The sequence below is a fragment of the Jiangella anatolica genome (genome assembly GCF_003236295.1).
Lineage (GTDB): Bacteria > Actinomycetota > Actinomycetes > Jiangellales > Jiangellaceae > Jiangella > Jiangella anatolica.
Genome location: NZ_POTW01000038.1, coordinates 25,230 through 47,920, shown reverse-complemented (window position 1 = coordinate 47,920; position 22,691 = coordinate 25,230). Strand labels below are relative to the sequence as shown.

Genomic DNA, 22,691 nt, shown 5'->3' with positions numbered 1-22,691 from the left:
CAGTTTCAAACGCCTTGACATGGTGGAAACAGGACGTTTATCTGAGGCCTTCCGAAACTGATCGGAGGGCAGCATGCGCAAAGCCGTAGTGATGGCGGCCGGGGCGCTCGTCGCGTCCACGTTCGTCGCGGCACCCGGCCTCGCGGCATCCGGTGCGCCGGAGGCAGCGCCGCCGGATTCGGCGTTCCAGAAGGTCACGCTGAACGACACACCCGGCGAGCCGATGGACCTCGCGGTCCTGCCGGACGGCCGGGTCCTGCACACCACCCGCGCCGGTGAGGTGTGGCTGCACGACCCCGACACGCGGCTGAACACGCTGGCCGCGGAGCTCGACGTCTACGAGCACGACGAGGAGGGCCTGCAGAGCATCGCCATCGATCCCGGCTTCGGGAAGAGCAACAACTGGATCTACCTGTACTACTCGCCGCCGCTGGACACACCGCTCGACGACCCCGACACCCCCACCGTCAACGAGGGCGACGCTCTGTTCGAGGGCACCCCGGCGGACTGGGAGCCGTTCGAGGGCCACATCACGCTGGCCCGGTTCGAGCTCGTCGGCGACCAGATCGACCTGACCACCGAGCAGCAGATCATGGACGTCCCGGTCGACCGCGGCATCTGCTGCCACGTCGGCGGCGACATCGCCTTCGACGACGCCGGCAACCTGTACCTGGGCACCGGCGACGACACCAACCCGTTCGAGTCCGACGGGTTCGCGCCGATCGACGAGCGGCCCACCCGCAACCCCGCCTTCGACGCCCAGCGCACCGCGGCCAACACGAACGACCTGCGCGGCAAGATCCTGCGCATCACCGTCCAGGAGGACGGGTCGTACACCATCCCCGACGGCAACCTGTTCGAGCCGGGCACCGAGGGGACGCGGCCGGAGATCTACGCGATGGGCCTGCGCAACCCGTTCCGGATCGAGGTGCAGCCGGAGACCGGCGAGGTCTACGTCGGCGACTACTCGCCCGACGCCGGCGCCGCCGACCCGGCCCGCGGCCCGGCCGGCCAGGGCAAGTGGACGGTCATCCGCGAGCCGGCGAACTACGGCTGGCCGTACTGCGCCACGGCGGAGCTGCCCTACATCGACTACGACTTCGCCACGGGCGTGTCCGGCGAGCCGTTCGACTGCGCGGCGCCGGTCAACGAGTCGCCGCACAACACCGGCCTGACCCAGCTGCCGCCGGTGGCGCAGCCGGACATCTGGTACAGCTACGGCCTGTCGGAGGAGTTCCCCGAGCTGGGCACCGGCGGCATCGGCCCGATGGGCGGCCCGGCCTACGACTTCGACCCGAGGACCACCCGTGGCCGCGCGCCGATCGCCTGGCCGGCGCACTACGACGGCATCCCGCTGCTCTACGAGTGGACCCGCGACTGGATCAAGGGCATCCACCTCGACGACGGCGAGGTCGCGGCGATCGAGGACGTCGTGCCGTCCATCGTCGTCGACAACCCGATGGACATGGAGTTCGGCCCGGACGGCGCGCTCTACGTCCTGGAGTACGGCGACGGCTTCTTCGCCGAGAACCCCGACGCGCAGCTGTCCCGGATCGACTACATCGGCGTCGGCGGCAACCACACGCCCACGCCGAAGGTGACCGCCGACGTCACCGAGGGGCACGCGCCGATGACGGTGCAGTTCTCCAGCGCCGGCACGGTCGACGAGGACGGCGACCGGCTGCGCTACGAGTGGGACTTCGACGGCGACGGGACGATCGACTCGCGGGTGCGCAACCCGTCGTTCACCTACGAGGAGAACGGCCTGTACCACGCGACGCTCAAGGTCACCGACGTGGGCGGCAAGCACCGCCACAAGTCGGCGTCGGCTGAGGTCGACATCATCGTCGGCAACCTCACGCCGCAGGTCGAGTTCGTGACGCCGCAGACGGGCGACACGTTCAACTTCGGCGACCAGGTCGCCTACGAGATCCAGGTCATCGACGACCAGCCGGTGGACTGCTCGCGGGTGCGGGTCACCTACATCCTCGGCCACGACGAGCACGGCCACCCGCAGACGACGGCGCTGGGCTGCAGCGGCACGCTGCTGACCACGCTGCCGGGCGGTCACGACCCGGGCGACAACCTGACCGGCGTCTTCAACGTGACGTACACCGACGCGCCCGCCGAGGGCGTGCCGGTGCTGAGCGACAGCGCGGAGGTGGTGCTGACCCCGGCGGGCTGACGTCCTGATCCGGTCTCGCGGCCGGGTTCCCGTCCACGGGGCGGGAGCCCGGCCGCGACTTGTCCAGCACCGCGTCGAGACCCGCCGGCGCGTCCGGTCACTCCCAGCTGCGGGCGGCAGCGGCGAACTCGGCCGGGTCGCTGTGCAGCGGGATGACGCACAGCAGGTGCCCGCCGGGGACGCGCAGCGTGTGACAGCCCTGCCAGCTGCCGATCTCGACGGCGCCGAGCCGCGTGAGCCGGGCCACCTCGGCCGGGACGTCGTCGGTCTCGATGTCCACGTGGTAGCGGGACGGCCCGTCCTCCAGGGACTGGACGGCGGTCACGAGACCCGGCACGGCGCCGGTCAGGCTGTGGAACTGCGGCTCGCCGGGCGAACTCTGGCTGGTGGTGCCGAGCGCGGCGGTCCAGAACGCCACGCTCTGCCCGGCCTGGTCGGCCGGCACGTCGATGAGCAGGGTGGAGAGGCGGCTGCGATGCATGGCCGGCGATCGTACGCGGCGCGCCGTAGCGGGCTTGAAACGGTTCGCCACTTTGTCCAGTGAAAGTCGGAAGTTCGACATATGCGTGCGTGAAACGTGGATTCGCTGCTGTCGTTCCGCCGGACCGGCGCCGGATGTTGCCGAACCGTGACCTCGACGGGGCAAGCGCTCGCCGGCTTCGTGCCGCGACCGGCCGGGAGCCGTCAACCCGCAGCTCAGCGTGCATAACGCCTGGTATGGGCCGGATCGTCCGGCGGTCGCGGCGGCCCTGTCCGGCGCCGTCGTCGCCGGTAGGTCATCGGCTGGTCACCGGAAGAAACTCGTTCGTAACTCTTGACCTTGAGTGGCTGCCCTTCCTAGTTTGTTGTCCCATCCGACGAACACTCGTGATGCAGGTCACGCCGGGAGAGGGGGCACTGATGACGGACACGTCCGCGCCCGCCGATCAGGTGTTCCTGCGCCGGCACAACCTCGCGATGGTGCTGCGCGACCTGCGCGACCACGGGCCGCGCTCGCGGGCCCGCATCGCCGCCGACACCGGACTGAACAAGGCCACCGTCTCCAGCCTGGTCGCCGAGCTGGCCGAGCTGGGCCTGGTCCGCGACGGCGACGTCGAACGCGGCGGCGGGGTGGGCCGGCCCGGCCAGACGGTCGAGATCGACGGGCGGGTCTGCGGCCTGGGCGCCGAGGTCAACGTCGACTACGTCGCCGTCCTCGTGCTGGACCTGCGCGGCGAGGAGGTGCGCTACGTGCGCACCCCGCTGGACGTGCCGCGACTGGGCGTGGAGAAGACGCTGGACGAGCTGGCCGTCGCCATCGCGGCCGCCGCCGACGACGCCGCGGCCACAGGGCACGACATCGCCGGCATCACCGTCGGCATCCCGGGCATGGTCGAGACCGCGCCCGGCGTGCTGCGGCACGCGCCGAACATCGGCTGGCGCGAGGTACGCATCGCCGACGAGTTGGTCGCGCGGCTGCCCGGCCCGGTCACGGCCATCCGGGTCGAGAACGACGCCAACCTCAGCGCGCTGGCCGAGTCCGCGATGGGCGCCTCGGCCGGCACCGCCGACCTCGTCTACGTCACCGGCGAGACCGGCGTCGGCGGCGGCGTCATCTCCGACGGCGTGCTGCTGCGCGGCACCGAGGGCTACGGCGGCGAGATCGGGCACATGCCGATCGGCGACCCGGCGCACCGCTGCGGCTGCGGCAAGCTCGGCTGCTGGGAGGCCTCGGTCGGTCTGGCGGCGCTGCTGCGCGAGGTGGCCGACAAGGACGACCCGGTCACCGACCCGTCGGTCGACCTGGAGGTGCGGCTGGCCGAGATCCGCCGCCGGGCCGCGCTCGGCGACGGGCGGACGCTGCGTGGCATCGAGGCGGTCGGCACCGCGCTCGGGCTGGGCGTGGCCATCCTCGTCAACCTGTTCAACCCGCGGGTGATCGTGCTCGGCGGCTACTTCGCCGCCCTCGGCGAGTTCTTCCTGCCGGCCATGGAGACCGAGCTGGACAAGCGGGTCGTCGCGCCGGCCCGTGGCGGCTGCCGGATCGAGCTGTCCGCACTCGGGTTCACCGCTGCCTGCCGCGGCGGCGCGCACGTGGCGCTGGAGGCCGTCTTCACCGACCCCGCATCCGTGGCCGTAGCCACCGTCCCGACCCCACTTCCCGGAGGTATGGCGTGAGCGACCCGCTGCTGCAGATGACCGGCATCGTCAAGGTCTTCCCCGGCGTCCGGGCCCTCGACGGCGTCGACCTGGAGGTCCGCGCCGGCGAGGTGCACTGCCTGCTCGGCCAGAACGGCGCCGGCAAGTCCACGCTGATCAAGGTGCTGGCCGGCGCGCACCAGCCGGACGAGGGCGAGATCCGCTGGCAGGGCGAGGAGATCCGGCTCACCACGCCGCTCGCGGCGATGAAACACGGCATCGCCACCATCTACCAGGAGCTCGACCTCGTCGACGGCCTCTCCGTCGCCGAGAACATCTACCTCGGCCACGAGCTGTCCACTGCCGGCTTCGCCCACCGCGGCGACACGCAGAAGCAGGCCGCGGCGCTGCTGGCCCGGCTCGGCCACCCGGAGATCTCGCCGCGCCGCGAGGTCGGCACGCTGTCGGCGGCCGGCCAGCAGATCGTCAGCATGGCGCGGGCGCTCTCCCACGACGTCAAGCTGATCGTCATGGACGAGCCGTCGGCGGTGCTCGACCAGGAGGAGGTCGCTCGGCTGTTCAAGGTCATCCGCGACCTCACGGCCGACGGTGTCGCCGTCGTCTACATCTCGCACCGGCTGGAGGAGATCCGCCAGATCGGCGACCGCGTCACCGTCCTCAAGGACGGCCGCACCGTCGCCACCGGCCTGCCCGCCCGCGACACACCGACCCGCGAGCTCACCCGCCGGATGACCGGCCGCGACATCGAGTACGTGTTCCCGCAGCGGCAGTCCCGCGACGGTGACGGGGCGGTCGTGCTCGCGGTCCGCGACCTCTCCTCCGGCAAGGCGTTCAGCGGCGTCGACTTCGACGTCCGGGCCGGCGAGATCGTCGGGCTGGCCGGGCTGGTCGGCTCCGGCCGCTCGGAGATCCTGGAGACCATCTACGGCGCCCGCAGGGCGACCACCGGCACCGTCACCGTCGACGGCAAGACGCTGCGCAACGGGCACGTCCGGGCCGCCGTCGGCGCCGGCGTCGGGCTCTGCCCGGAGGAGCGCAAGAGCCAGGGCCTGCTGCTCGACGAGGCCATCTACCGCAACGTCAGCATCGCGTCGATGTCACGGTTCGCCCGCGGCGGGTTCCTCAACCGCGGCGGCGAGAAGCGCGCCGCCACCGAGCACATCAAGGCGCTCGACGTCCGCCCCGCCGACGTCGACCGCGCCGTCCGCACCCTGTCCGGCGGCAACCAGCAGAAGGTCGTCCTCGCCCGGTGGCTGCTCCGGGACTGCCGGGTGCTGCTGCTGGACGAGCCGACCCGAGGAGTCGACGTGGGGGCGCGCAGCGAGATCTACGCGCTCGTCCGCCGGCTCGCCGACGAGGGTGTGGCCGTCGTCCTGGTCAGCAGTGAGGTCCCCGAGGTGCTCGGCCTGGCCGACCGGGTGCTGGTCCTGCGGGACGGGGTCGTCGTGCACACCGGGCCGGCCGACGACATCGACGAGCACCGGGTCCTCGACCTGGTCATGGAAGGGAGCGCAGCGTGAGCGAGCAGACTCCGGCCGCACCGCCGGCCACCCCGCCCGCCGACGAGCACCGCCGCATCGAGGCGGCCGCCGCGGCCGAGGGCGAGACCCAGTCCGGCTTCGTCCGGTTCATGAGCAGCCCGGTCGGCCGGAACCTCGGCCTCATCATCGCGCTGCTCGTGCTGTGCGCCGTGGGCGCCATCACCGCCGGCGACCGCTTCGTCGACACCGACAACATGGTGACGATCCTGCGGTTCGCCTCCATCATCGGCGTGGTCAGCATCGGCATGACCTTCGTGATCATCGGCGGCGGCATCGACCTCTCGGTCGGCGCCATCGTCGCGCTCTCGTCGGTATGGGCCACCACGCTGGCCACCCAGACCATGGCCGAGGACACCCACTGGCTGCTCATGGTGTTCGTCGCCTGCGCCGTCGGCGTCGGCTGCGGGCTGATCAACGGCGTCCTCGTGGCGTACGGGCGCATGGCGCCGTTCATCGCCACGCTGGCGATGTTCGCCGCCGCCCGCGGCCTGGCCGAGATCATCTCCGAGCAGCGCACCCAGCTCGTGGACGTCCGCGAGCTGGTCGACACCATCAACGGCGAACTCCTCGGCATCTCGGTGCTGATCTGGATCTTCGCCGTCGTCTCCGCCATCGGCTGGGTGCTGCTCAACCGCACCACGTTCGGCCGGCGCACCATCGCCGTCGGCGGCAACGCGACGGCGGCCCGGCTGGCCGGCATCGCGGTCAAGCGGCACACCGTCCTGCTGTACGTCGTGCTGGGGCTGGCCTGCGGCATCGCCGGGATCATGCTGACCGCCCGCACCGGCACCGGCAGCGGGACGCACGGCCAGCTGTACGAGCTGGACGCGATCGCCGCCGTCGTCATCGGCGGGACGCTGCTCACCGGCGGTCGCGGCACCATCGTCGGCACCGTCTTCGGCGTGCTGATCTTCCAGACGCTGACGAACGTGTTCACGCTGAACAACCTCGACAGCTCCACCCAGGCGGTCGCGAAGGGCGCGATCATCGTGGTCGCCGTCCTGCTCCAGCAGCGGGTCGCGGTCCGCAGCAGCGACTCGACCTAGCGTCCCCCTCCCGAACCCACCCCCCAAGAGAGCGCACCCTCCGGACGGGCAGTCCGGGACCGAATCAAAGACGAGGAGAGACCCATGTCCGTACGCACGAATCGGCCGTACCGCCGGTTACTGACGTCCACGGTCGCCGTGTTCGCGGCCGGGGCCTTCGTGGTGGGCTGCACCAGCAACGAGCCGGAGGAGGAGGACCAGCCGGCGGCCGAGGAGACCGGCGGCGACGGCGGTGGGAGCGGCAACGACGAGCCGGGCGAGACCGTCGTCATCGGCTTCTCCGGGCCGGAGGCCGACCACGGCTGGCTGGCCGCCGTCAACGACTCGGCCATCGCCGAGGCCGAGAGCTACGACGACATCGAGCTGCGCACCGCCGAGGGCACCAACGACGCCAACCTGCAGATCAGCCAGATCGAGACGTTCATCAACGAGGGCGTCGACGCGATCGTGCTGCTGCCCACCGACGGCGCTCAGCTCACCGAGGTGGCCATCCGCGCCATGGAGGCCGGCATCCCGGTCATCAACGTCGACCGCGAGTTCTCCAGCCCGTTCGCCGCCCGCGCCACGATCCTCGGCGACAACCACGGCATGGGCATCTCGGCCGGCACCTACGCGTGCCAGCTGATCGAGGACAACGACATCCAGGACCCGGTGATCGCCGAGATCGCCGGCATCGACTCGCTGCCGCTGACCCAGGACCGCTCGCGGGGCTTCGCCGAGGCGCTCGAGGCCTGCGGGCAGACCGTCGACAACCGGGTCGCCGCCGAGTTCACCGTCGAGTCCGGCGAGGAGCAGGCCGCGAACCTGCTGCAGGCCGCGCCGGAGATCGACATCATCTGGAACCACGACGACGACCAGGGCGTCGGTGTGAAGCAGGCCTTCGACAACGCCGGCCGCGACGAGTTCTTCTTCATCGGCGGCGCCGGCTCGGCCAACGCGATGCAGTGGATCCAGGACGGCGAGATGGAGGCGACCATCCTCTACCCGCCGACGCAGGCCGCGGACGGCATCCGGCTGGCCCGGCTGATCGCGCAGAACAAGGGCATGTCGGACCTGGTCCAGGTGGAGGTGCCGCGGCGCATCGTGCTCAACGCGCCGGTCGTCAACATCGACAACGTCGAGGACTACCTGCACCTGGGCTTCGAGTCCTGACCACGTCCTAGGACGGACGAGCGTGGCGGGGCCGGCGCCGGCCCCGCCACCGTCTCGCCCGTCACCAACGGGGGCATTCAACGGAAGGCACGACAGATGACGGTTGACGACACGCCGACTCTCGGCGTTGGGATGGTGGGCTACGCATTCATGGGGGCGGCCCACTCCCAGGCCTGGCGGAACGCGACGAGCTTCTTCGACGTGCCGGTCGTCCCGGTGCTGCGGGCACTGGGCGGGCGGAACGCCGACGCGGCCCGCGACGTCGCCAGACGCTTCGGGTGGGAGAGCGTCGAGACGGACTGGCGGCGGCTCGTCGCACGCGACGACGTCGGACTCGTCGACGTGTGCACGCCCGGCGACACGCACGCCGAGATCGCGATCGCGGCCCTCGAGGCCGGCAAGCACGTGCTCTGCGAGAAACCGCTGGCCAACACGGTCGCCGAGGCCGAGGCGATGGTCGCGGCCGCGGAGAAGGCGGCGGAGTCGGGGGTGCGCAGCCTGGTCGGCTTCACCTACCGCCGGGTGCCGGCGATCTCGCTGGCCCGGCAGCTGGTGGCCGAGGGCCGGTTCGGGCAGCTGCACCACGTCCGCGCGCAGTACCTGCAGGACTGGATCGCCGACCCGGACACGCCGCTGTCGTGGCGGTTGCAGAAGGAGCGGGCCGGCTCCGGCGCGCTGGGCGACATCGGCGCGCACATCATCGACCTGACGCAGTTCATCACCGGCGAGCGCATCACCGGGGTCAGCGCGATCCTGGAGACGTTCGTCAAGGAGCGCCCGATCCCGGACTCCTTCACCGGGCTGGCCGGCTCCGCAGCGGCCAACGCCGAGAAGGGTCCTGTCACCGTCGACGACACCGCGCTGTTCCTCGCCCGGTTCACCGGGGGAGCGGTGGCCTCGTTCGAGGCGACCCGATTCGCGACCGGCCGCAAGAACGCGATCCGGATCGAGATCAACGGCTCGAAGGGCAGCCTGGCGTTCGACTTCGAGGACATGAACGTCCTCAACGTCTTCGACAACACCGAGGACGCCCGGCTGGCCGGCTTCAAGCGGGTGCTGGTCACCGAGCCCAGCCACCCCTACGTCAGCGCCTGGTGGCCCGCCGGACACGGGCTCGGGTACGAGCACGCGTTCACCCACCAGGCCGTCGACCTGCTGACGGCGATCGGCGAGGGCCGCGACCCGGAGCCGTCGTTCGCCGACGGGCTGGCGGTGCAGCGCATCCTCGCCGCGGTCGAGGACAGCGCCGCCGCCGGCAGCGCGTGGACGGAGGTTCCCGCACCCGCCTGAACACAGAGGACACCCGCAGGGCCGAGTAGTAGTACACACCGGGGGCGACCCCGGGGCACGGAGCGCATCATCCGTTCCCGACAGTCGAAGGAGACTGTGGTGAGTCATCCCACGCAACGCGCCCGCCGATGGGCGCGGCGATTATTGGCTGCAGGTGTCGCCGTCGTGACGACGGTGCCGCTCGCGGTGGCCGCGATGGCGCCACCGGCGGCGGCCCACCCCGGCCACGGCGGCTACTCGGTCCTGGTGTTCTCGAAGACGGCGGGGTTCCGGCACGACTCGATCCCGGCCGGCATCGCCGCGATCCAGCAGCTGGGCGCCGAGCACGACTTCGACGTGACCGCGACGGAGGACGCCGCGGCGTTCACCGACGCCAACCTCGCCCAGTACGACGCCGTCGTCTGGCTCTCGACCACCGGTGACGTGCTCAACGCCGACCAGCAGGCCGCGTTCGAGCGCTACATCCAGGCCGGCGGCGGCTACGCCGGCGTCCACTCCGCGTCCGACACCGAGTACAGCTGGCCGTGGTACGGCCAGCTCGTCGGCGCCTACTTCGCCAACCACCCGCAGAACCAGACCGCGACGGTCAAGGTGGAGGACCCGGCACACCCGTCGACGCAGCACCTGGACCCGCTCTGGTCCCGGTTCGACGAGTGGTACAACTACCAGACGAACCCGCGCGGCACGGTGCACGTGCTGACGTCGCTGGACGAGAAGTCGTACTCGCCGGGCACCGGCGCGATGGGCGCGGACCACCCGATCACCTGGTGTCAGAACTTCGACGGCGGCCGCTCCTGGTACACCGGCCTCGGCCACACCCAGGAGTCCTTCGCCGACCCGAACTTCCTGCAGCTGCTCCTCGGCGGCATCGAGACCGCCGCCGGCGCCACGCCGGCCGACTGCTCGGCCAGCCTCCCGGACAGCTTCGAGAAGGTCACGCTCGACGACACCACCAGCAACCCGATGGAGCTGGCGGTCGCCGACGACGGGCGGGTCTTCTACATCGACCGCAACGGCGCGGTCCGGCTGGTCCGGCCGGACGGGTCGGCCACGACGGTCGGCACGCTCAGCGTGTACACCGGCCAGGAGTTCGGCCTGACGGGCATCGCGCTGGATCCGGACTTCACGACCAACGGCTGGATCTACCTGACCTACGCCCCGGCGGGCGGACAGGCGATCGACCGGGTGTCGAGGTTCACCCTGACCGGCGAGACGCTGGACCTGGCCAGCGAGTCCGTCGTCATCGAGTTGCCGACGAACCGGGTCGAGTGCTGCCACGCCGGCGGCGCGCTGGAGTTCGACAACGACGGCAACCTGTACCTCACGACCGGCGACAACACGAACCCGTTCGCGTCCAGCGGCTACACGCCGATCGACGAGCGGCCCGGCCGGGCGCTCTGGGACGCCCAGCGCACGGCGGCCAACACCAACAGCCTCAGCGGCAAGGTGCTGCGCATCACCCCGTCCGACGGCGGCGGCTACACGATCCCCGCGGGGAACCTGTTCGCGCCGGGCACCGCGCAGACCCGGCCGGAGATCTACGCGATGGGCTTCCGCAACCCGTTCCGCATCGGCCTGGACCCGGCGACCAACAAGCTCATGGTCGCCGACTACGGACCGGACGCGGGCAGCGCGAACCCCAGCCGCGGCCCGGACGGCCGGGTGGAGTGGAACATCGTCGACCAGCCCGGCTTCTACGGGTGGCCGTACTGCGTGGGCAACAACACGCCGTACATCGACTTCGACTTCGCCACCAACGCCTCCGGCGCCGCCTTCAACTGCGACGCTCCGGTGAACAACTCGCCGAACAACACCGGCCTGACCCAGCTGCCGGCCGCCATCCAGGCCGAGATCTGGTACGGCTACTCCACCAACCCGCTGTACCCGGAGATCGGCGGCGGCGGCGCACCGATGGCCGGCGGCGTCTACCGGTACGACCCGGACCTGGTGTCGGACCGCAAGTGGCCCGCGTACTGGGACGGCAAGGCGATCTTCGGTGAGTGGAACCAGGGCAACCTGTACTCGTTCCAGCTCAACGCCGACGGCTCGAACGTCACCGACATCAACGCGGTGCTCCCGGACTGGCCGTTCGCCCGGCCGCACGCCCTGCAGTGGGGCCCGGACGGCGCGTTGTACGTGATCGAGTGGGGCAGCGGCTTCGGCGGCAACAACGCCGACTCCGGCGTCTACCGCATCGACTACGTGCAGGGCGACCGGGCGCCGGTGGCGCGCATCGACGCCAGCGCGACGTCCGGCCCGGTCCCGCTCACGGTCGACTTCGACGGCTCCGCGTCGATCGACCCCGAGGGCGGCCCGATCACCTACGCCTGGGACTTCGACGGCGACGGCACCACCGACTCCACCGAGCCGGAGGCGTCGTACACCTACACGACGGCCGGCGACTACACCGTCGCGCTCACCGTCACCGACGCCGACGGCCTGGCCGACGTCGCCAACGTCGACATCGCGGCCGGCAACACCGTGCCGGACGTCAACGTGGCGTGGCCGCCGAACGGCGGGTTCTTCGAGTTCGGCGACACGATCCGGTACGAGGTGAGCGCCACCGACGCCGAGGACGGCCAGGCCGAGTGCCCGCGCATCGTCACCCAACCGGCGCTCGGGCACGATGAGCACTCGCACGAGTACGCCGAGTACTTCGGCTGCGAAGGCGTGTTCCCGCTGCCCGGCGACGAGGGCCACGTCGGCGCGAACATCTTCGGCACCGTCACGTTCACCTACACCGACAACGGCGCGCCGAACGTCAGCCCGCTGACCGGGCAGGAGGTGTTCGTCCTGCAGCCGAAGCGGCGCGAGGCCGAGCACTTCGACCTGACCGGCCGGCTGGAGGGCTCCACGTCGGGTGGTGACCCGGGCGTGCAGCGCGAGACCACCGGCGACGTCCTCGGCGGCGGCCAGAACATCGGGTTCATCGAGCCCGGCGACTGGTGGGCCTGGGACCCGATGAACCTCACCGGCATCGACAGCATCACGCTGCGGGCGGCCACACCCAGTGGCCCGTCGACGGTCGAGGTGCGCACCGGCTCGCCGGACGGGCCGACGGTGGCCACGATCAACGTGACCCCGACCGGCGCCTGGCAGACCTACGGCGACTTCACCGGCACGGTCAGCGGCGAGACGGCCGACGACAGCGGCCCGCTGTACTTCGTCAACGTCTCCGGCGGGCTGAACGTCAACTGGATCGACTTCAACGGCCGCGGCGTCACCGACAACCAGCGGCCCGACGTCGAGGTCACCGCGACGCCCACCAGCGGGACCGTCCCGCTGGACGTCGACTTCACGGCCACCGCGACCGACCCCGAGGGCGACGACCCGCTCACCTACGCGTGGGTCTTCGGCGACGGCGGCACGGCCTCCGGCGCGACGGCGTCGCACACCTACACCGAGGCGGGCACGTACGACGCCACGGTCACGGTGACCGACGCGCGCGGCGCCGCGGCGACCGAGCACGTCACCATCGAGGTCGAGCCGGTCGTCGTGGAGCCGCCGGTCTGCCTGAACGGGCGGTCCGACGGGTTCGACGGCACGTCGCTGGACCGGGACCGCTGGACGACGGTGATCCGGGAGAACCAGGACCTGGTCGTCGCCGACGGCGCCCTGGTGCTGCCGACGACGAGCACCGACATCTACGGCACCAACAACACGAACACGCCGAACATCGTCCTGCAGGACCTGCCGGACGGGCCGTTCACCGCGACCGCGAAGCTGACCATGCAGGCCTACCGGGCCTACCAGCAGGCCGGTCTGATCATCTACGGCGACGACGACAACTACGCCAAGATTGTGCTGGAGGGCCGCGACACCGGCACGACCAACCCGGCCGCGCGGATCTTCCAGTTCATCCGCGAGGAGAACGGCGCGCCCAACGAGGTGGGCGAGAGCAACACCGCCAACCTCGGCGCCGCCTACCCGGACACCGTCTGGGTGCGCTACATCAGCGACGGCACGAACCTGCGTGCCGCGTACAGCGCCGACGGCGTGACGTTCACCGAGATGCCGCAGACGAAGAGCCTGGCCGGCATCACGAACCCGAAGATCGGCCTGTTCGCGCTGTCCGGCACCGGCCAGCCGGTCACCGAGGTCCGGTTCGACTCGTTCCACATCACGCCCGACGACACCGCCACCCCGGCCGAGCCGAGCGACGAGTTCGACGGCGACGTGCTGGACGGCTGCCGCTGGACCGTGCTGCGGCCGGACCCGGCGGCGTACCGGGTCGCCGGCGGCAAGTTGGAGATCGACACCGCCGACGGCGACATCTACACCGGCGACACCACGCCGCCGCCGGGGAACTTCATGCTGCAGCCGGCGCCCGAGGGCGACGAGTGGAGCATCGAGACCCTGGTCGACGCGTCGGCCCTGGTCGAGCAGTACCAGCAGGGCGGGCTGATCGTCTATGGCGACGACGACAACTACATCAAGTTCGACGTCGTGATGGACAACCCGGCCGGCCAGGCGCTGGCCCGCCGCATCGAGCTGCGCAGCGAGGTCGGCGCCGCCATCCAGGACCCGCAACCCCAGGTCACCGGCCTGACCCAGGGCGTGTGGCACCTGCGGATCACCCGGTCCGGCGACACCTACACCGGCGCCTACAGCGCCGACGGGCAGACCTGGACCGACCTGGCGGAACCGGTGACCAACAGCGTCCTGTCGTCCGGCAACGCGCGGGTCGGCCTGTTCACCATCGGCACCAACCAGGCGGCGCCCAAGACGGTCACGTTCGACCACTTCCGAGTGGTCACCGAGACCGTCGACGAGACGCCGCCGACGGTCGCGGTCACGCTCGACCCGGCCGCGCCGACCGGCCAGAACGGCTGGTGGACCGGCCCGGTCTCCGTCACCGCGGTGGGCACCGACGACCAGGGCGGCGAGGTCGCACTGGAGTACCGCATCGGCGGCGGCGACTGGACGCCGTACACCGGAGCGGTGGTGGTCGACGCCGACGGCGAGCACGCGCTGGCGTTCCGCGGCACCGACGCGGCCGGCAACGTGTCCGACCCGGTGCCGGCGGCGGTCAAGAAGGACGCCGTCGCACCGGTCACCACCGCCACGGTGACGGGCAGTGCGCCGGTCTCCGTGACGCTGGCGGCCGCCGACGCCACGTCCGGCGTCGCGGCCACCGAGTGGTCGCTGGACGGCGGCGCCTGGACGGCCTACACCGGCCCCGTCGCGGTCAGCGGAGACGGCGAGCACGAGCTGGCCTACCGCTCGACCGACGCCGCCGGCAACGTCGAGGACACGAAGGCGGTCACCGTGACCGTCGACGGGTCCGCGCCGGTGCTGTCGGTCACGGGCGTCGCGCACGGCCAGCTCTACGGCGACAGCCAGAGCCTGACCGTCAGCTGGACGGCCACCGACAACGGCCCGGTCACCACGACCGGGACGCTGGACGGCCAGGCCATCCAGTCCGGCGGCGCGATCGCGCTGCACGCGATCCCGCTCGGCCTGCACGAGCTGGTGGTCACGGCCACCGACGCGGCCGGCAACGAGACCGTCCAGGAGCTGGTGTTCTTCTCCACCACGTCGTTCTCGGACATGGAGAGCCTGATCACCCAGTTCCAGACGGCCGGGCAGCTCACCTCGCAGGTGGCCAAGGACCTGCAGAGGTCGCTGGCCACCGCCCGCCGGCAGGAGGGCATGGGCCGTGAGGACCGGGCCGTGATCGCGCTGGAGTCGTTCAAGAGCACGGTCAACGCGAAGGTCACCGACGCAGGGGCGAAGAACACCCTGCTGCGCGACGCCGACGCGATGATCCTGCGGCTCGGCGGCACGCCGCGTCAGGCGTCCGCCGGTGTCCGCGCCAACGGCGGCGAGGCACTCACCGGACTGGGCCGTCTCGACGGCGACCCGGTGCGGGGCGACGGCGAGGAGCTGCCCGCCACCGAATAACCGTCACCACCCACCACGAGGAGACGTCACCATGAGAGTTCAGCTGCCGTCCGGCGTCCTGCGCCGGAACGGAACCCGCGACCAGGGCACCTCGGCCCTGCCCCGGATCGCCGGGCCGGACTCTCGTGGGCGACGGGGAGCCGGCGTCAGCCGGTTCCCGGCCCCGGTGCCGGAGCGACGCGCTCCGTTCCGGCACCGGGGCGCCACCCTGGTGGCGTCCTCGGAAGGGGTCGTCGCATGAGCGGCGTCGGCATCTGGTTCGTCGGCGCCCGTGGGTCGGTGGCCACCACGACCACCGTCGGGCTGCTGGCCATCCGGTCCCGGCTGGCTGGGCACACCGGCATGGTGTCGGAGCTGCCTGAGGTCGCGGCGGCCGGGCTGCCGGCGCTGGACGGCGTTGTCGTCGGCGGCCACGAGGTCGTCGAGGGCACGCTGGGCAAGCGTGCCGAGGAGCTGAGCGCGGGCGGGGTGTTCCCGCCCGCGCTGGCCACCGTCCTGGCCGGCGACCTCGCCGCGGCCGATGAGCGGATCCGGCCCGGCGTCGTGGCCGGGCAGGGCACGCAGCGCGCGGCGGCCGAGCGGGTCGAGGCCGAGCTGCGCGCGTTCCGCGACGAGCACGGCCTGGACCGCGTCGTCGTCGTCGACGTGTCCAGCACCGAGCCGCCGGTGGCCGGCGACGAGCCGGCGCTGGCGACGATCGAGGCGCTGGAGGCGGCGCTGGACGCGGGCGGGTCGCCGCTGCCGGGCAGCTCGCTGTACGCGTACGCGGCGTTCCGGGCCGGCTGCCCGTACGTCGCGTTCACACCGAGCCCGGGGCCGCGGGTCCCGGCGCTGCTCGCTCTCGCTCTCGAACGGGGCGTGCCGTGGGCCGGCTCGGACGCCAAGACCGGCGAGACGCTGGTCAAGACCGTGCTCGGGCCGATGTTCGCGATGCGCGCGCTGAAGGTGCGCTCGTGGTCGTCGGTGAACCTGCTCGGCGGCGGCGACGGGCAGACCCTGGCCGACCCGGAGAACGCGGCCAGCAAGATCGCCACCAAGGCCAACGGCCTGGAGTCGATCCTCGGCCACGCGGTCGACGGGCCGCTGCACATCGACTACGTGCCGGACCTGGGCGACTGGAAGACCGCCTGGGACCTGGTGTCGTTCGAGGGCTTCCTCGGCACCCGGATGACCATGCAGTTCACCTGGTCCGGCTGCGACTCCTCGCTGGCCGCGCCACTGGTGCTGGACCTGGTCCGGCTGATCGCGCGGGCGCACGAGCTGGGCGCGGCCGGGCCGGTCGAGGAGTTCGGCTTCTTCTTCAAGGACCCCGCCGGCAGCGAGGTGCACGCGCTCAGCTCGCAGTGGGCGGCGCTGTCCGCCTGGTGCGAGCGGGCCGGCCGGGGAGACCTATGAGGCTGCGCGACGTCGCCGAGCTGGTGCGGGCGCCCGCGGCGCTGACCGTGCCGGGCGACTCGCTGGCCGGCGCGGCCGCGGCCGGGTTCCCGTACGGCGCCCGGACCGCGGTCACGCCGCTGGCCTCGGCCTGTCTCTACTGGGCCGGGATGGCGCTGAACGACTACGCCGACCGCGACCTGGACAAGGCGGAGCGGCCGGAGCGGCCGATCCCGTCCGGCCGGGTCACGCCGGCGCAGGCGCTGGCCGTTGCCACCGGACTGACCGCGGCCGGCCTCGGGCTGGCGGCGGTCGCGGGCGGACGGCGGGCGCTGCGGGTCGCGGTCCCGCTGGCCGCGACGGTGTGGGCGTACGACCTCATCGCCAAGCCGACGCCGGCCGGCCCCGTCGTGATGGCGGCGGCGCGTGGGCTGGACGTGCTGCTCGGCGCCGGCGGCCGGGAACGCGCGGCGGCGCTGCCCGCGCTCGCCGTCGCCACCCACACCGCCGGCGTCACCGTACTGAGCCGCGGCGAGGTGCACGGCGGCTCGCCGGAGTCGGCCCGGTTCGCCCTCGGCACGACGACGGCGGCCGCGGCCGCCGCTGCGGTGCCGTGGCCGGTCCGGCCAGCAGCGATCGCCGCCGCGGCGTTCGCCGGCCTGTACGCGGCGACCGTCGGCAAGGCGCAGCTGGGCGCGGCCCGCACGCCGGACGCGGCGACGGTGCGCTCGGCGACCGGCGCCGGGGTGCGCGGCGTGATCCCGCTGCAGTCGGCCCTGCTGGCCCGGTCCGGCGCGGTCGCGCTGGCCGGCGCCGTCGTCGGCATCGGGCCGGCCGTGCGGGCGCTGTCGAAGGTGGTGTCGCCGACATGACCAGGCAGCCTTGGCACGCCGGAGCGCTCCACGAAGTGGGGTATTACGGGCGCGACTGGTCACCCCCGGCGAGCCAAGCGGTCGCCGGGAGCGCGAGCGGGTGGCGGGCGTTTCCTTGGCACGCCGGAGCGCTCCACGAAGCGGGCATTTCGGGCGCGGCTGGTCACCCCCAGCGAGCCAAGCGGTCACCGGACTCCCGGCGAGCCAAGGGGGCGGCGACATGAGCGAGACCCGCAACCTGCGCTTCGGCTACGGGACCAACGGGTTCGGGAGCCACCGGCTGGACGACGCGCTGGCCGTGATCGCCGGGCTGGGCTACGACGGCGTCGCGCTCACCGTCGACCATCCGCACCTGGACCCGTTCGCGCCGAATCTGTCCGCGCGCACCGTCGCCGTCGGGCAGCGGCTGGCCGAGCTGGACCTGGCCGTCGTCATCGAGACCGGCGCGCGGTACGTGCTGGACCCGTGGCGCAAGCACGAGCCGAACCTGATCTCCGACGCCGGCCGGGAGCGCCGCGTCGACCTGCTGTGCCGGGCGGTGCGCATCGGCGCCGAGCTGGGCGCGGAGGCGGTGTCGTTCTGGTCCGGCACGCTGCCCGGCGGCGTCAGCGCCGAGGAGGGCTGGCGGCGGCTGACCTCCGGCGTCGCCGCGGTGCTGGACGAGGCGGACAAGCAGGGCATGATCTGCGCGTTCGAGCCGGAGCCGGGCATGTTCGTCGACACCGTCGGCGGCGTGCTGGAGCTGCGCAAGCGGCTCGGCGACCCGGAGCACCTGCGGGTGACGCTCGACGTCGGGCACGTCGTCGCGAACGAGGCGGGCACCGTCGCCGACTGTGTCCACCAGGCCGGCGACCTGCTGGCCAACGTGCAGCTCGACGACATGGTCCAGGGCGTGCACGAGCACCTGGAGTTCGGCGACGGCGAGATCGACCTGCCGGCGGCGCTGGGCGCGCTGCTCGACGCCGGCTACGGCGGGCTGGCCGCCGTCGAGCTGCCGCGGCACGGGCACGCCGCGCCCGCCGTCGCACGCCGGTCGCTGGAGGCGCTGCGCGCCGCCGAGGCCGTTGCCTTGGGACACGGGGGAGAGGGAGGAGCGTCATGAGCGCGACGATCGATCGGACCCCGCACCTGGACCAGGCGGCCCGCGAGCGGCTGGCCGAGCTGCTCGCGGAGGTCGCCGAGGACCCCCGGCGGATCTCCGTGCTGTTCCCGGCGGTCGGCCGGCGGGTGGTCCGCGGGCCGTCCAACCCGGCCGACCCGGACGGGCTGCGCAGCCCTCGGCTGGAGGACGAGGCGCGGACGGCGCTGCTGGTCACCGCCGCCGCCCGGCTGGACCGCGCCGCGCTGGTGCGCGAGGTCGGCCAGCTGTACCGGTTCGGCGACGCGGACGAGAAACGGGCGGTGCTGCGGGCGTTGCCGGACCTCGACGTCGCCGACGAAGGGCTGCCGCTGGTGGCCGACGCGCTGCGGACGAACGACGTCCGGCTGGTCGCCGCGGCGCTCGGCCCGTACGCCGCTCAGCACCTGGACGCGGCGGCGTGGCGACAGGGCGTGCTGAAGTGCCTGTTCGTCGGCGTGCCGCTGGACGCCGTCGCCGGGCTGGACGAGCGCACCGACGAGGAGCTGGCCCGCATGGTCGCCGACTACGGCAACGAGCGGGTGGCCGCCGGGCGGTCCGTGCCGAGCGATGCCTGGCGCATCCTCGGCCGTCACCCCGAGGCCGTCGACGGCCGCTTCCCCGTCCCGCCGCAGGAGGCCTGACGATGCGCATCTTCGACCCCCACATCCACATGACCTCCCGCACCACCGACGACTACCAGCGGATGTACGCCGCCGGCGTGCGGGCGATCACCGAGCCGGCGTTCTGGCTCGGCCAGCCGCGCACCAACGTCGGCTCGTTCGTCGACTACTTCGATGCGCTCGTCGGCTGGGAGCGGTTCCGGGCCGCGCAGTTCGGCATCCGGCACCACTGCACGATCGCGCTGAACCCGAAGGAGGCCAACGACCCGCGCTGCCACGGCGTGCTGGAGGTGCTGCCGCGCTACCTGGCCAAGGACGGCGTCGTCGCGGTCGGCGAGCTGGGCTTCGACTCGATGACCGACGACGAGGAGAAGGTGTTCGTCCGGCAGCTGGAGCTGGCCGGCGAGCACGACCTGCCGGTCCTCGTGCACACGCCGCACCGGGACAAGGCGGCCGGCACCCGGCGCACGCTGGAGCTGGTCGCGGCCAGCGGGCTGCCGCCCGAGCGCGTGCTCGTCGACCACCTCAACGAGACCACGGTGGGCATGGTCGCCGACTCCGGCTGCTGGATGGGGTTCTCGATCTACCCGGACACCAAGATGGACGAGCACCGCATGGTGCGGATCCTCGCCGATCGCGGGCTGGACCGGATGATCGTCAACTCCGCCGCCGACTGGGGGCACAGCGACCCGCTGAAGACGGTGAAGACCGGCCGGGCCATGCTCGCCGAGGGGTTCGACGCCGACGACGTCGACCGCGTGCTGTGGCAGAACCCGGTCGCGTTCTACGGCCAGAGCGGCCGGCTGCTGCTGGACGAGGTCGACCTCGCCGGCACCGAGCGGACCGCGACGTTCCAGGGCAACTCGATCCTGCGCGGCCAGCGCCCGGAGGCGTGATGCGGTTCAGGCACACCGACGGCACCGTCGTCCACCTCGCGTACTGCACGAACGTCCACCCGACCGAGGACGTCGAGGCGCTGCTGGACCAGGTGACGCGCTACGGCGCCGGCGCCCGGTCCCGGCTCGGGGTGTCCCGGCTGGGGCTGGGCCTGTGGCTGCCGGCCCCGGTGGTCGCGCGGCTGGCGTCCGAGGCCGGCCGGCCCGACCTGGACCGGCTGCGGGCGACGCTCGCGGCTGGCGGGCTGGAGGTGGTGACGCTCAACGCGTTCCCCTACCAGGGCTTCCACGACCCGCGGGTCAAGCTGGCCGTCTACCACCCGGACTGGCTGACCGCCGAGCGGCTGGCGTACACGCTGGACTGCGCCCGGGTGCTGGCGGCGCTGCTGCCCGACGACGCCGTCCGCGGCAGCGTGTCCAGCCTGCCGCTGGCCTGGCGCACGCCATGGGACGACGCCCGCCGCGGGCTGGCCGCCGATCGGCTGGCGCAGCTGGCCGACGGGCTGGCCAAGGTCGAGGCGGACACCGGGCGGACGATCCGGGTCGCGCTCGAGCCGGAGCCGGGCTGCGTCGTCGAGACCATCGACGGCGCCGTGGCCCAGCTGGGCGGCGTCGACACCGACCGGATCGGCGTCTGCCTCGACGCCTGTCACCTGGCGACGCAGTTCGAGGAGCCGGCCGACGCGCTGGCCGCGCTCGAGACGGCCGGGCTGTCCGTCGTCAAGACGCAGGCGTCGGCGGCGCTGGAGGTGGCCGACCCGTCCGACCCGGCCGCCCGCCGGGCGCTCGCGGCCTACGCCGAGGACCGGTTCCTGCACCAGACCCGCGCGCTCACCCGCGGCCAGGTGGTCAGCGCCGACGATCTGCCGGCGGCGCTGTCGTCGGCGGCGTTCCCCGACGACGGGCCGTGGCGGGTGCACTTCCACGTCCCGGTGCACGAGCAGCCGGAGCCGCCGCTGACCGCCACCCAGGACCACCTGACGGCGACGCTGCGCGGGCTGTTCGGCGGGCCGCGCGCGGTCACGGACCACGTGGAGGTCGAGACGTACACCTGGTCGGTGCTGCCCGCCGGGCGCCGGCCGGACGGCCCCGACGGGCTGGTGGCCGGGTTGGCGGCGGAGCTGCGCTGGGTCGCGGACCGGATGGCGGAGATCGGTATGGAGGAGATCGCGTGAACAAGCTGCTGGTGCTCGACGTCGTCGGCCTGACGCCGCGGCTGCTGGAGCACACCCCGAACCTGCGGGCGATCGCCGGGGAGGGCTGGCAGGCCTCGCTCGGCACCGTCCTGCCGGCGGTGACCTGCTCGGTCCAGTCGACGTTCCTCACCGGCGCGATGCCCCGCGACCACGGCGTCGTCGGCAACGGCTGGTACTTCCGCGACCTCGGCGAGATCTTCCTCTGGCGTCAGCACAACCGGCTGGTCCAGGGCGAGAAGGTCTGGGACGTCGCCCGGCGCGCGAAGTCGGACTACAAGGTCGCGAACGTGTGCTGGTGGTACGCGATGGGCGCCGACACCGACTGGACGGTCACGCCGCGGCCGATCTACCACGCCGACGGCCGCAAGTCGCCGGACTGCTACACCCGGCCGCCGGCGCTGCACGACGAGCTGACCCGGTCGCTGGGCGAGTTCCCGCTGTTCCAGTACTGGGGCCCGACGGCGTCGATCAAGTCGTCGGACTGGATCGTGCAGGCGACCCGCCGGCTGATGCCGCGGGCCGACCTCACGCTGGCCTACGTCCCGCACCTGGACTACGACCTGCAGCGGTTCGGGCCGCACAGCCCCCAGGCCGTCGCCGCCGCCCGCGACGTCGACCGCGTGCTCGCCCCGCTGCTCACCGACGCCCGGAACCAGGGCGTCACCGTCGTCGCGCTGAGCGAGTACGGCATCGGCCCCGCCAGCCGCCCGGTGCACGTCAACCGGGCACTGCGCCAGGCCGGGCTGCTCGAGGTCTACACGCAGGCCGGCATGGAGTACCTGGACCCGTGGGCGTCGCGGGCGTTCGCCGTCGCCGACCACCAGGTGGCGCACGTCTACGTTCGCGACCCCGGTGACCTCGAGGCCGTCCGGGAGCAGTGCGAGGCGCTGCCCGGGGTGGACCTCGTCCTGGACAAGCAGGCGCAGCGCGAGTTCGGGCTGGACCACGAGCGTTCCGGCGAGCTGGTGCTGGTCGCCGACCTCGGCGCCTGGTTCACCTATTACTACTGGCTGCACGACGACCGCGCCCCCGACTTCGCCCGCGGTGTGGAGATCCACCGCAAGCCGGGCTACGACCCGGCCGAGCTGTTCCTCGACCCGGCCGACCCGCGGGTCAAGCTGCGGGCCGGGATGTCGCTGGCGAAGAAGAAGCTCGGGCTGCGGTACGCGATGAGCGTCGTGCCGCTGGACGGGCAGTGGGTCCGCGGGACTCACGGCCGGCTGCCCGACGACCCGGCCGACGGGCCGGTGCTGCTGTGCAGCGACCCGTCGACGGCCCGCGACCAGCTGGCCGCCACCGAGGTCCGCGACCTCATGCTCGACCTCGCCGGGCTCAGCACCCCGGTACGGAAGTGAC

General features: G+C 72.5%; 16 protein-coding genes. 15 read left to right on the top strand and 1 reads right to left on the bottom strand.

All coding sequences use genetic code 11. From position 1 onward, the window contains the following. Positions 1 to 73: 73 nt before the first annotated feature. Positions 74 to 2,185 carry a PQQ-dependent sugar dehydrogenase gene (locus C1I92_RS16735; RefSeq protein WP_111255786.1) on the top strand — a complete coding sequence of 704 codons (2,112 nt, stop codon included), beginning with the start codon at positions 74 to 76 and terminating at the stop codon, positions 2,183 to 2,185. A 97-nt stretch (positions 2,186 to 2,282) separates the two neighbouring features. Here the strand turns inward: C1I92_RS16735 and C1I92_RS16730 are convergent, their stop codons facing one another. Further along, positions 2,283 to 2,666: a VOC family protein gene (locus C1I92_RS16730; RefSeq protein ID WP_111255785.1), complete on the bottom strand. Its 384-nt coding sequence runs from the start codon at positions 2,664 to 2,666 to the stop codon at positions 2,283 to 2,285. A gap of 419 nt (positions 2,667 to 3,085) precedes the next feature. On the opposite strand from C1I92_RS16730, the gene C1I92_RS16725 reads away from it, so the two are divergent. From C1I92_RS16725 to C1I92_RS16670, 14 genes are all read left to right on the top strand, one after another. Further along, on the top strand, positions 3,086 to 4,342 hold the full coding sequence (locus C1I92_RS16725; RefSeq protein WP_199521300.1) for an ROK family transcriptional regulator: 1,257 nt from the start codon (positions 3,086 to 3,088) through the stop codon (positions 4,340 to 4,342). Positions 4,343 to 4,359: 17 nt separating this feature from the next. Beyond that, positions 4,360 to 5,844 (top strand): sugar ABC transporter ATP-binding protein, encoded by a 1,485-nt coding sequence (locus C1I92_RS16720; protein ID WP_111255795.1) that lies wholly within the window; start codon positions 4,360 to 4,362, stop codon positions 5,842 to 5,844. Then, positions 5,841 to 6,911 carry an ABC transporter permease gene (locus C1I92_RS16715; protein ID WP_199521299.1) on the top strand — a complete coding sequence of 357 codons (1,071 nt, stop codon included), beginning with the start codon at positions 5,841 to 5,843 and terminating at the stop codon, positions 6,909 to 6,911. The genes C1I92_RS16720 and C1I92_RS16715 overlap by 4 nt, the downstream gene beginning before the upstream one ends. Positions 6,912 to 6,995: 84 nt before the next feature. Then, positions 6,996 to 8,063, top strand: coding sequence for a substrate-binding domain-containing protein (locus C1I92_RS16710; protein WP_111255784.1), 1,068 nt, complete (start codon positions 6,996 to 6,998; stop codon positions 8,061 to 8,063). 96 nt (positions 8,064 to 8,159) lie between these two features. Then, positions 8,160 to 9,353 (top strand): Gfo/Idh/MocA family protein, encoded by a 1,194-nt coding sequence (locus tag C1I92_RS16705; RefSeq protein WP_111255783.1) that lies wholly within the window; start codon positions 8,160 to 8,162, stop codon positions 9,351 to 9,353. A gap of 165 nt (positions 9,354 to 9,518) precedes the next feature. Beyond that, the gene (locus tag C1I92_RS16700) at positions 9,519 to 15,257 is read left to right on the top strand and encodes a ThuA domain-containing protein (protein ID WP_199521298.1); all 5,739 of its coding nucleotides are present in this window, start codon (positions 9,519 to 9,521) and stop codon (positions 15,255 to 15,257) included. A 31-nt stretch (positions 15,258 to 15,288) separates the two neighbouring features. Next, the gene (locus tag C1I92_RS33385; RefSeq protein ID WP_146605169.1) at positions 15,289 to 15,498 is read left to right on the top strand and encodes a hypothetical protein; all 210 of its coding nucleotides are present in this window, start codon (positions 15,289 to 15,291) and stop codon (positions 15,496 to 15,498) included. Continuing rightward, a complete protein-coding gene (locus C1I92_RS16695; protein ID WP_111255782.1) occupies positions 15,495 to 16,652 on the top strand; it encodes an inositol-3-phosphate synthase in 1,158 nt (385 codons plus the stop codon). The genes C1I92_RS33385 and C1I92_RS16695 overlap by 4 nt, the downstream gene beginning before the upstream one ends. Continuing rightward, positions 16,649 to 17,503: an SCO3242 family prenyltransferase gene (locus C1I92_RS16690; RefSeq protein ID WP_111255781.1), complete on the top strand. Its 855-nt coding sequence runs from the start codon at positions 16,649 to 16,651 to the stop codon at positions 17,501 to 17,503. Before C1I92_RS16695 ends, C1I92_RS16690 begins: the two co-directional genes overlap by 4 nt. A gap of 220 nt (positions 17,504 to 17,723) precedes the next feature. Next, on the top strand, positions 17,724 to 18,605 hold the full coding sequence (locus C1I92_RS16685) for a sugar phosphate isomerase/epimerase family protein (protein ID WP_111255780.1): 882 nt from the start codon (positions 17,724 to 17,726) through the stop codon (positions 18,603 to 18,605). Next, complete coding sequence (locus tag C1I92_RS16680; protein WP_111255779.1) at positions 18,602 to 19,264, top strand: EboA domain-containing protein; 663 nt, start codon at positions 18,602 to 18,604, stop codon at positions 19,262 to 19,264. Before C1I92_RS16685 ends, C1I92_RS16680 begins: the two co-directional genes overlap by 4 nt. Positions 19,265 to 19,266: 2 nt before the next feature. After that, the gene (locus C1I92_RS16675; RefSeq protein ID WP_111255778.1) at positions 19,267 to 20,139 is read left to right on the top strand and encodes a TatD family hydrolase; all 873 of its coding nucleotides are present in this window, start codon (positions 19,267 to 19,269) and stop codon (positions 20,137 to 20,139) included. Continuing rightward, complete coding sequence (gene eboE, locus C1I92_RS33855) at positions 20,139 to 21,314, top strand: metabolite traffic protein EboE (protein WP_158564170.1); 1,176 nt, start codon at positions 20,139 to 20,141, stop codon at positions 21,312 to 21,314. Before C1I92_RS16675 ends, eboE begins: the two co-directional genes overlap by 1 nt. Further along, positions 21,311 to 22,690 (top strand): alkaline phosphatase family protein, encoded by a 1,380-nt coding sequence (locus C1I92_RS16670; protein WP_158564169.1) that lies wholly within the window; start codon positions 21,311 to 21,313, stop codon positions 22,688 to 22,690. Before eboE ends, C1I92_RS16670 begins: the two co-directional genes overlap by 4 nt. The last annotated feature ends 1 nt before the right edge of the window (position 22,691 follow it).

Bases quoted from the DNA above. Each gene is read 5' to 3' on its own strand.
- C1I92_RS16680 (WP_111255779.1), top strand. From the start codon at position 18,602: ATGAGCGCGACGATCGATCGGACCCCGCACCTGGACCAGGCGGCCCGC.
- C1I92_RS16685 (WP_111255780.1), top strand. From the start codon at position 17,724: ATGAGCGAGACCCGCAACCTGCGCTTCGGCTACGGGACCAACGGGTTC.
- C1I92_RS16725 (WP_199521300.1), top strand. From the start codon at position 3,086: ATGACGGACACGTCCGCGCCCGCCGATCAGGTGTTCCTGCGCCGGCAC.
- C1I92_RS16720 (WP_111255795.1), top strand. From the start codon at position 4,360: ATGACCGGCATCGTCAAGGTCTTCCCCGGCGTCCGGGCCCTCGACGGC.
- C1I92_RS16710 (WP_111255784.1), top strand. From the start codon at position 6,996: ATGTCCGTACGCACGAATCGGCCGTACCGCCGGTTACTGACGTCCACG.
- C1I92_RS16735 (WP_111255786.1), top strand. From the start codon at position 74: ATGCGCAAAGCCGTAGTGATGGCGGCCGGGGCGCTCGTCGCGTCCACG.
- C1I92_RS16705 (WP_111255783.1), top strand. From the start codon at position 8,160: ATGACGGTTGACGACACGCCGACTCTCGGCGTTGGGATGGTGGGCTAC.
- C1I92_RS16730 (WP_111255785.1), bottom strand. From the start codon at position 2,666: ATGCATCGCAGCCGCCTCTCCACCCTGCTCATCGACGTGCCGGCCGAC.
- C1I92_RS16675 (WP_111255778.1), top strand. From the start codon at position 19,267: ATGCGCATCTTCGACCCCCACATCCACATGACCTCCCGCACCACCGAC.
- C1I92_RS33385 (WP_146605169.1), top strand. From the start codon at position 15,289: ATGAGAGTTCAGCTGCCGTCCGGCGTCCTGCGCCGGAACGGAACCCGC.
- eboE (WP_158564170.1), top strand. From the start codon at position 20,139: ATGCGGTTCAGGCACACCGACGGCACCGTCGTCCACCTCGCGTACTGC.
- C1I92_RS16690 (WP_111255781.1), top strand. From the start codon at position 16,649: ATGAGGCTGCGCGACGTCGCCGAGCTGGTGCGGGCGCCCGCGGCGCTG.
- C1I92_RS16695 (WP_111255782.1), top strand. From the start codon at position 15,495: ATGAGCGGCGTCGGCATCTGGTTCGTCGGCGCCCGTGGGTCGGTGGCC.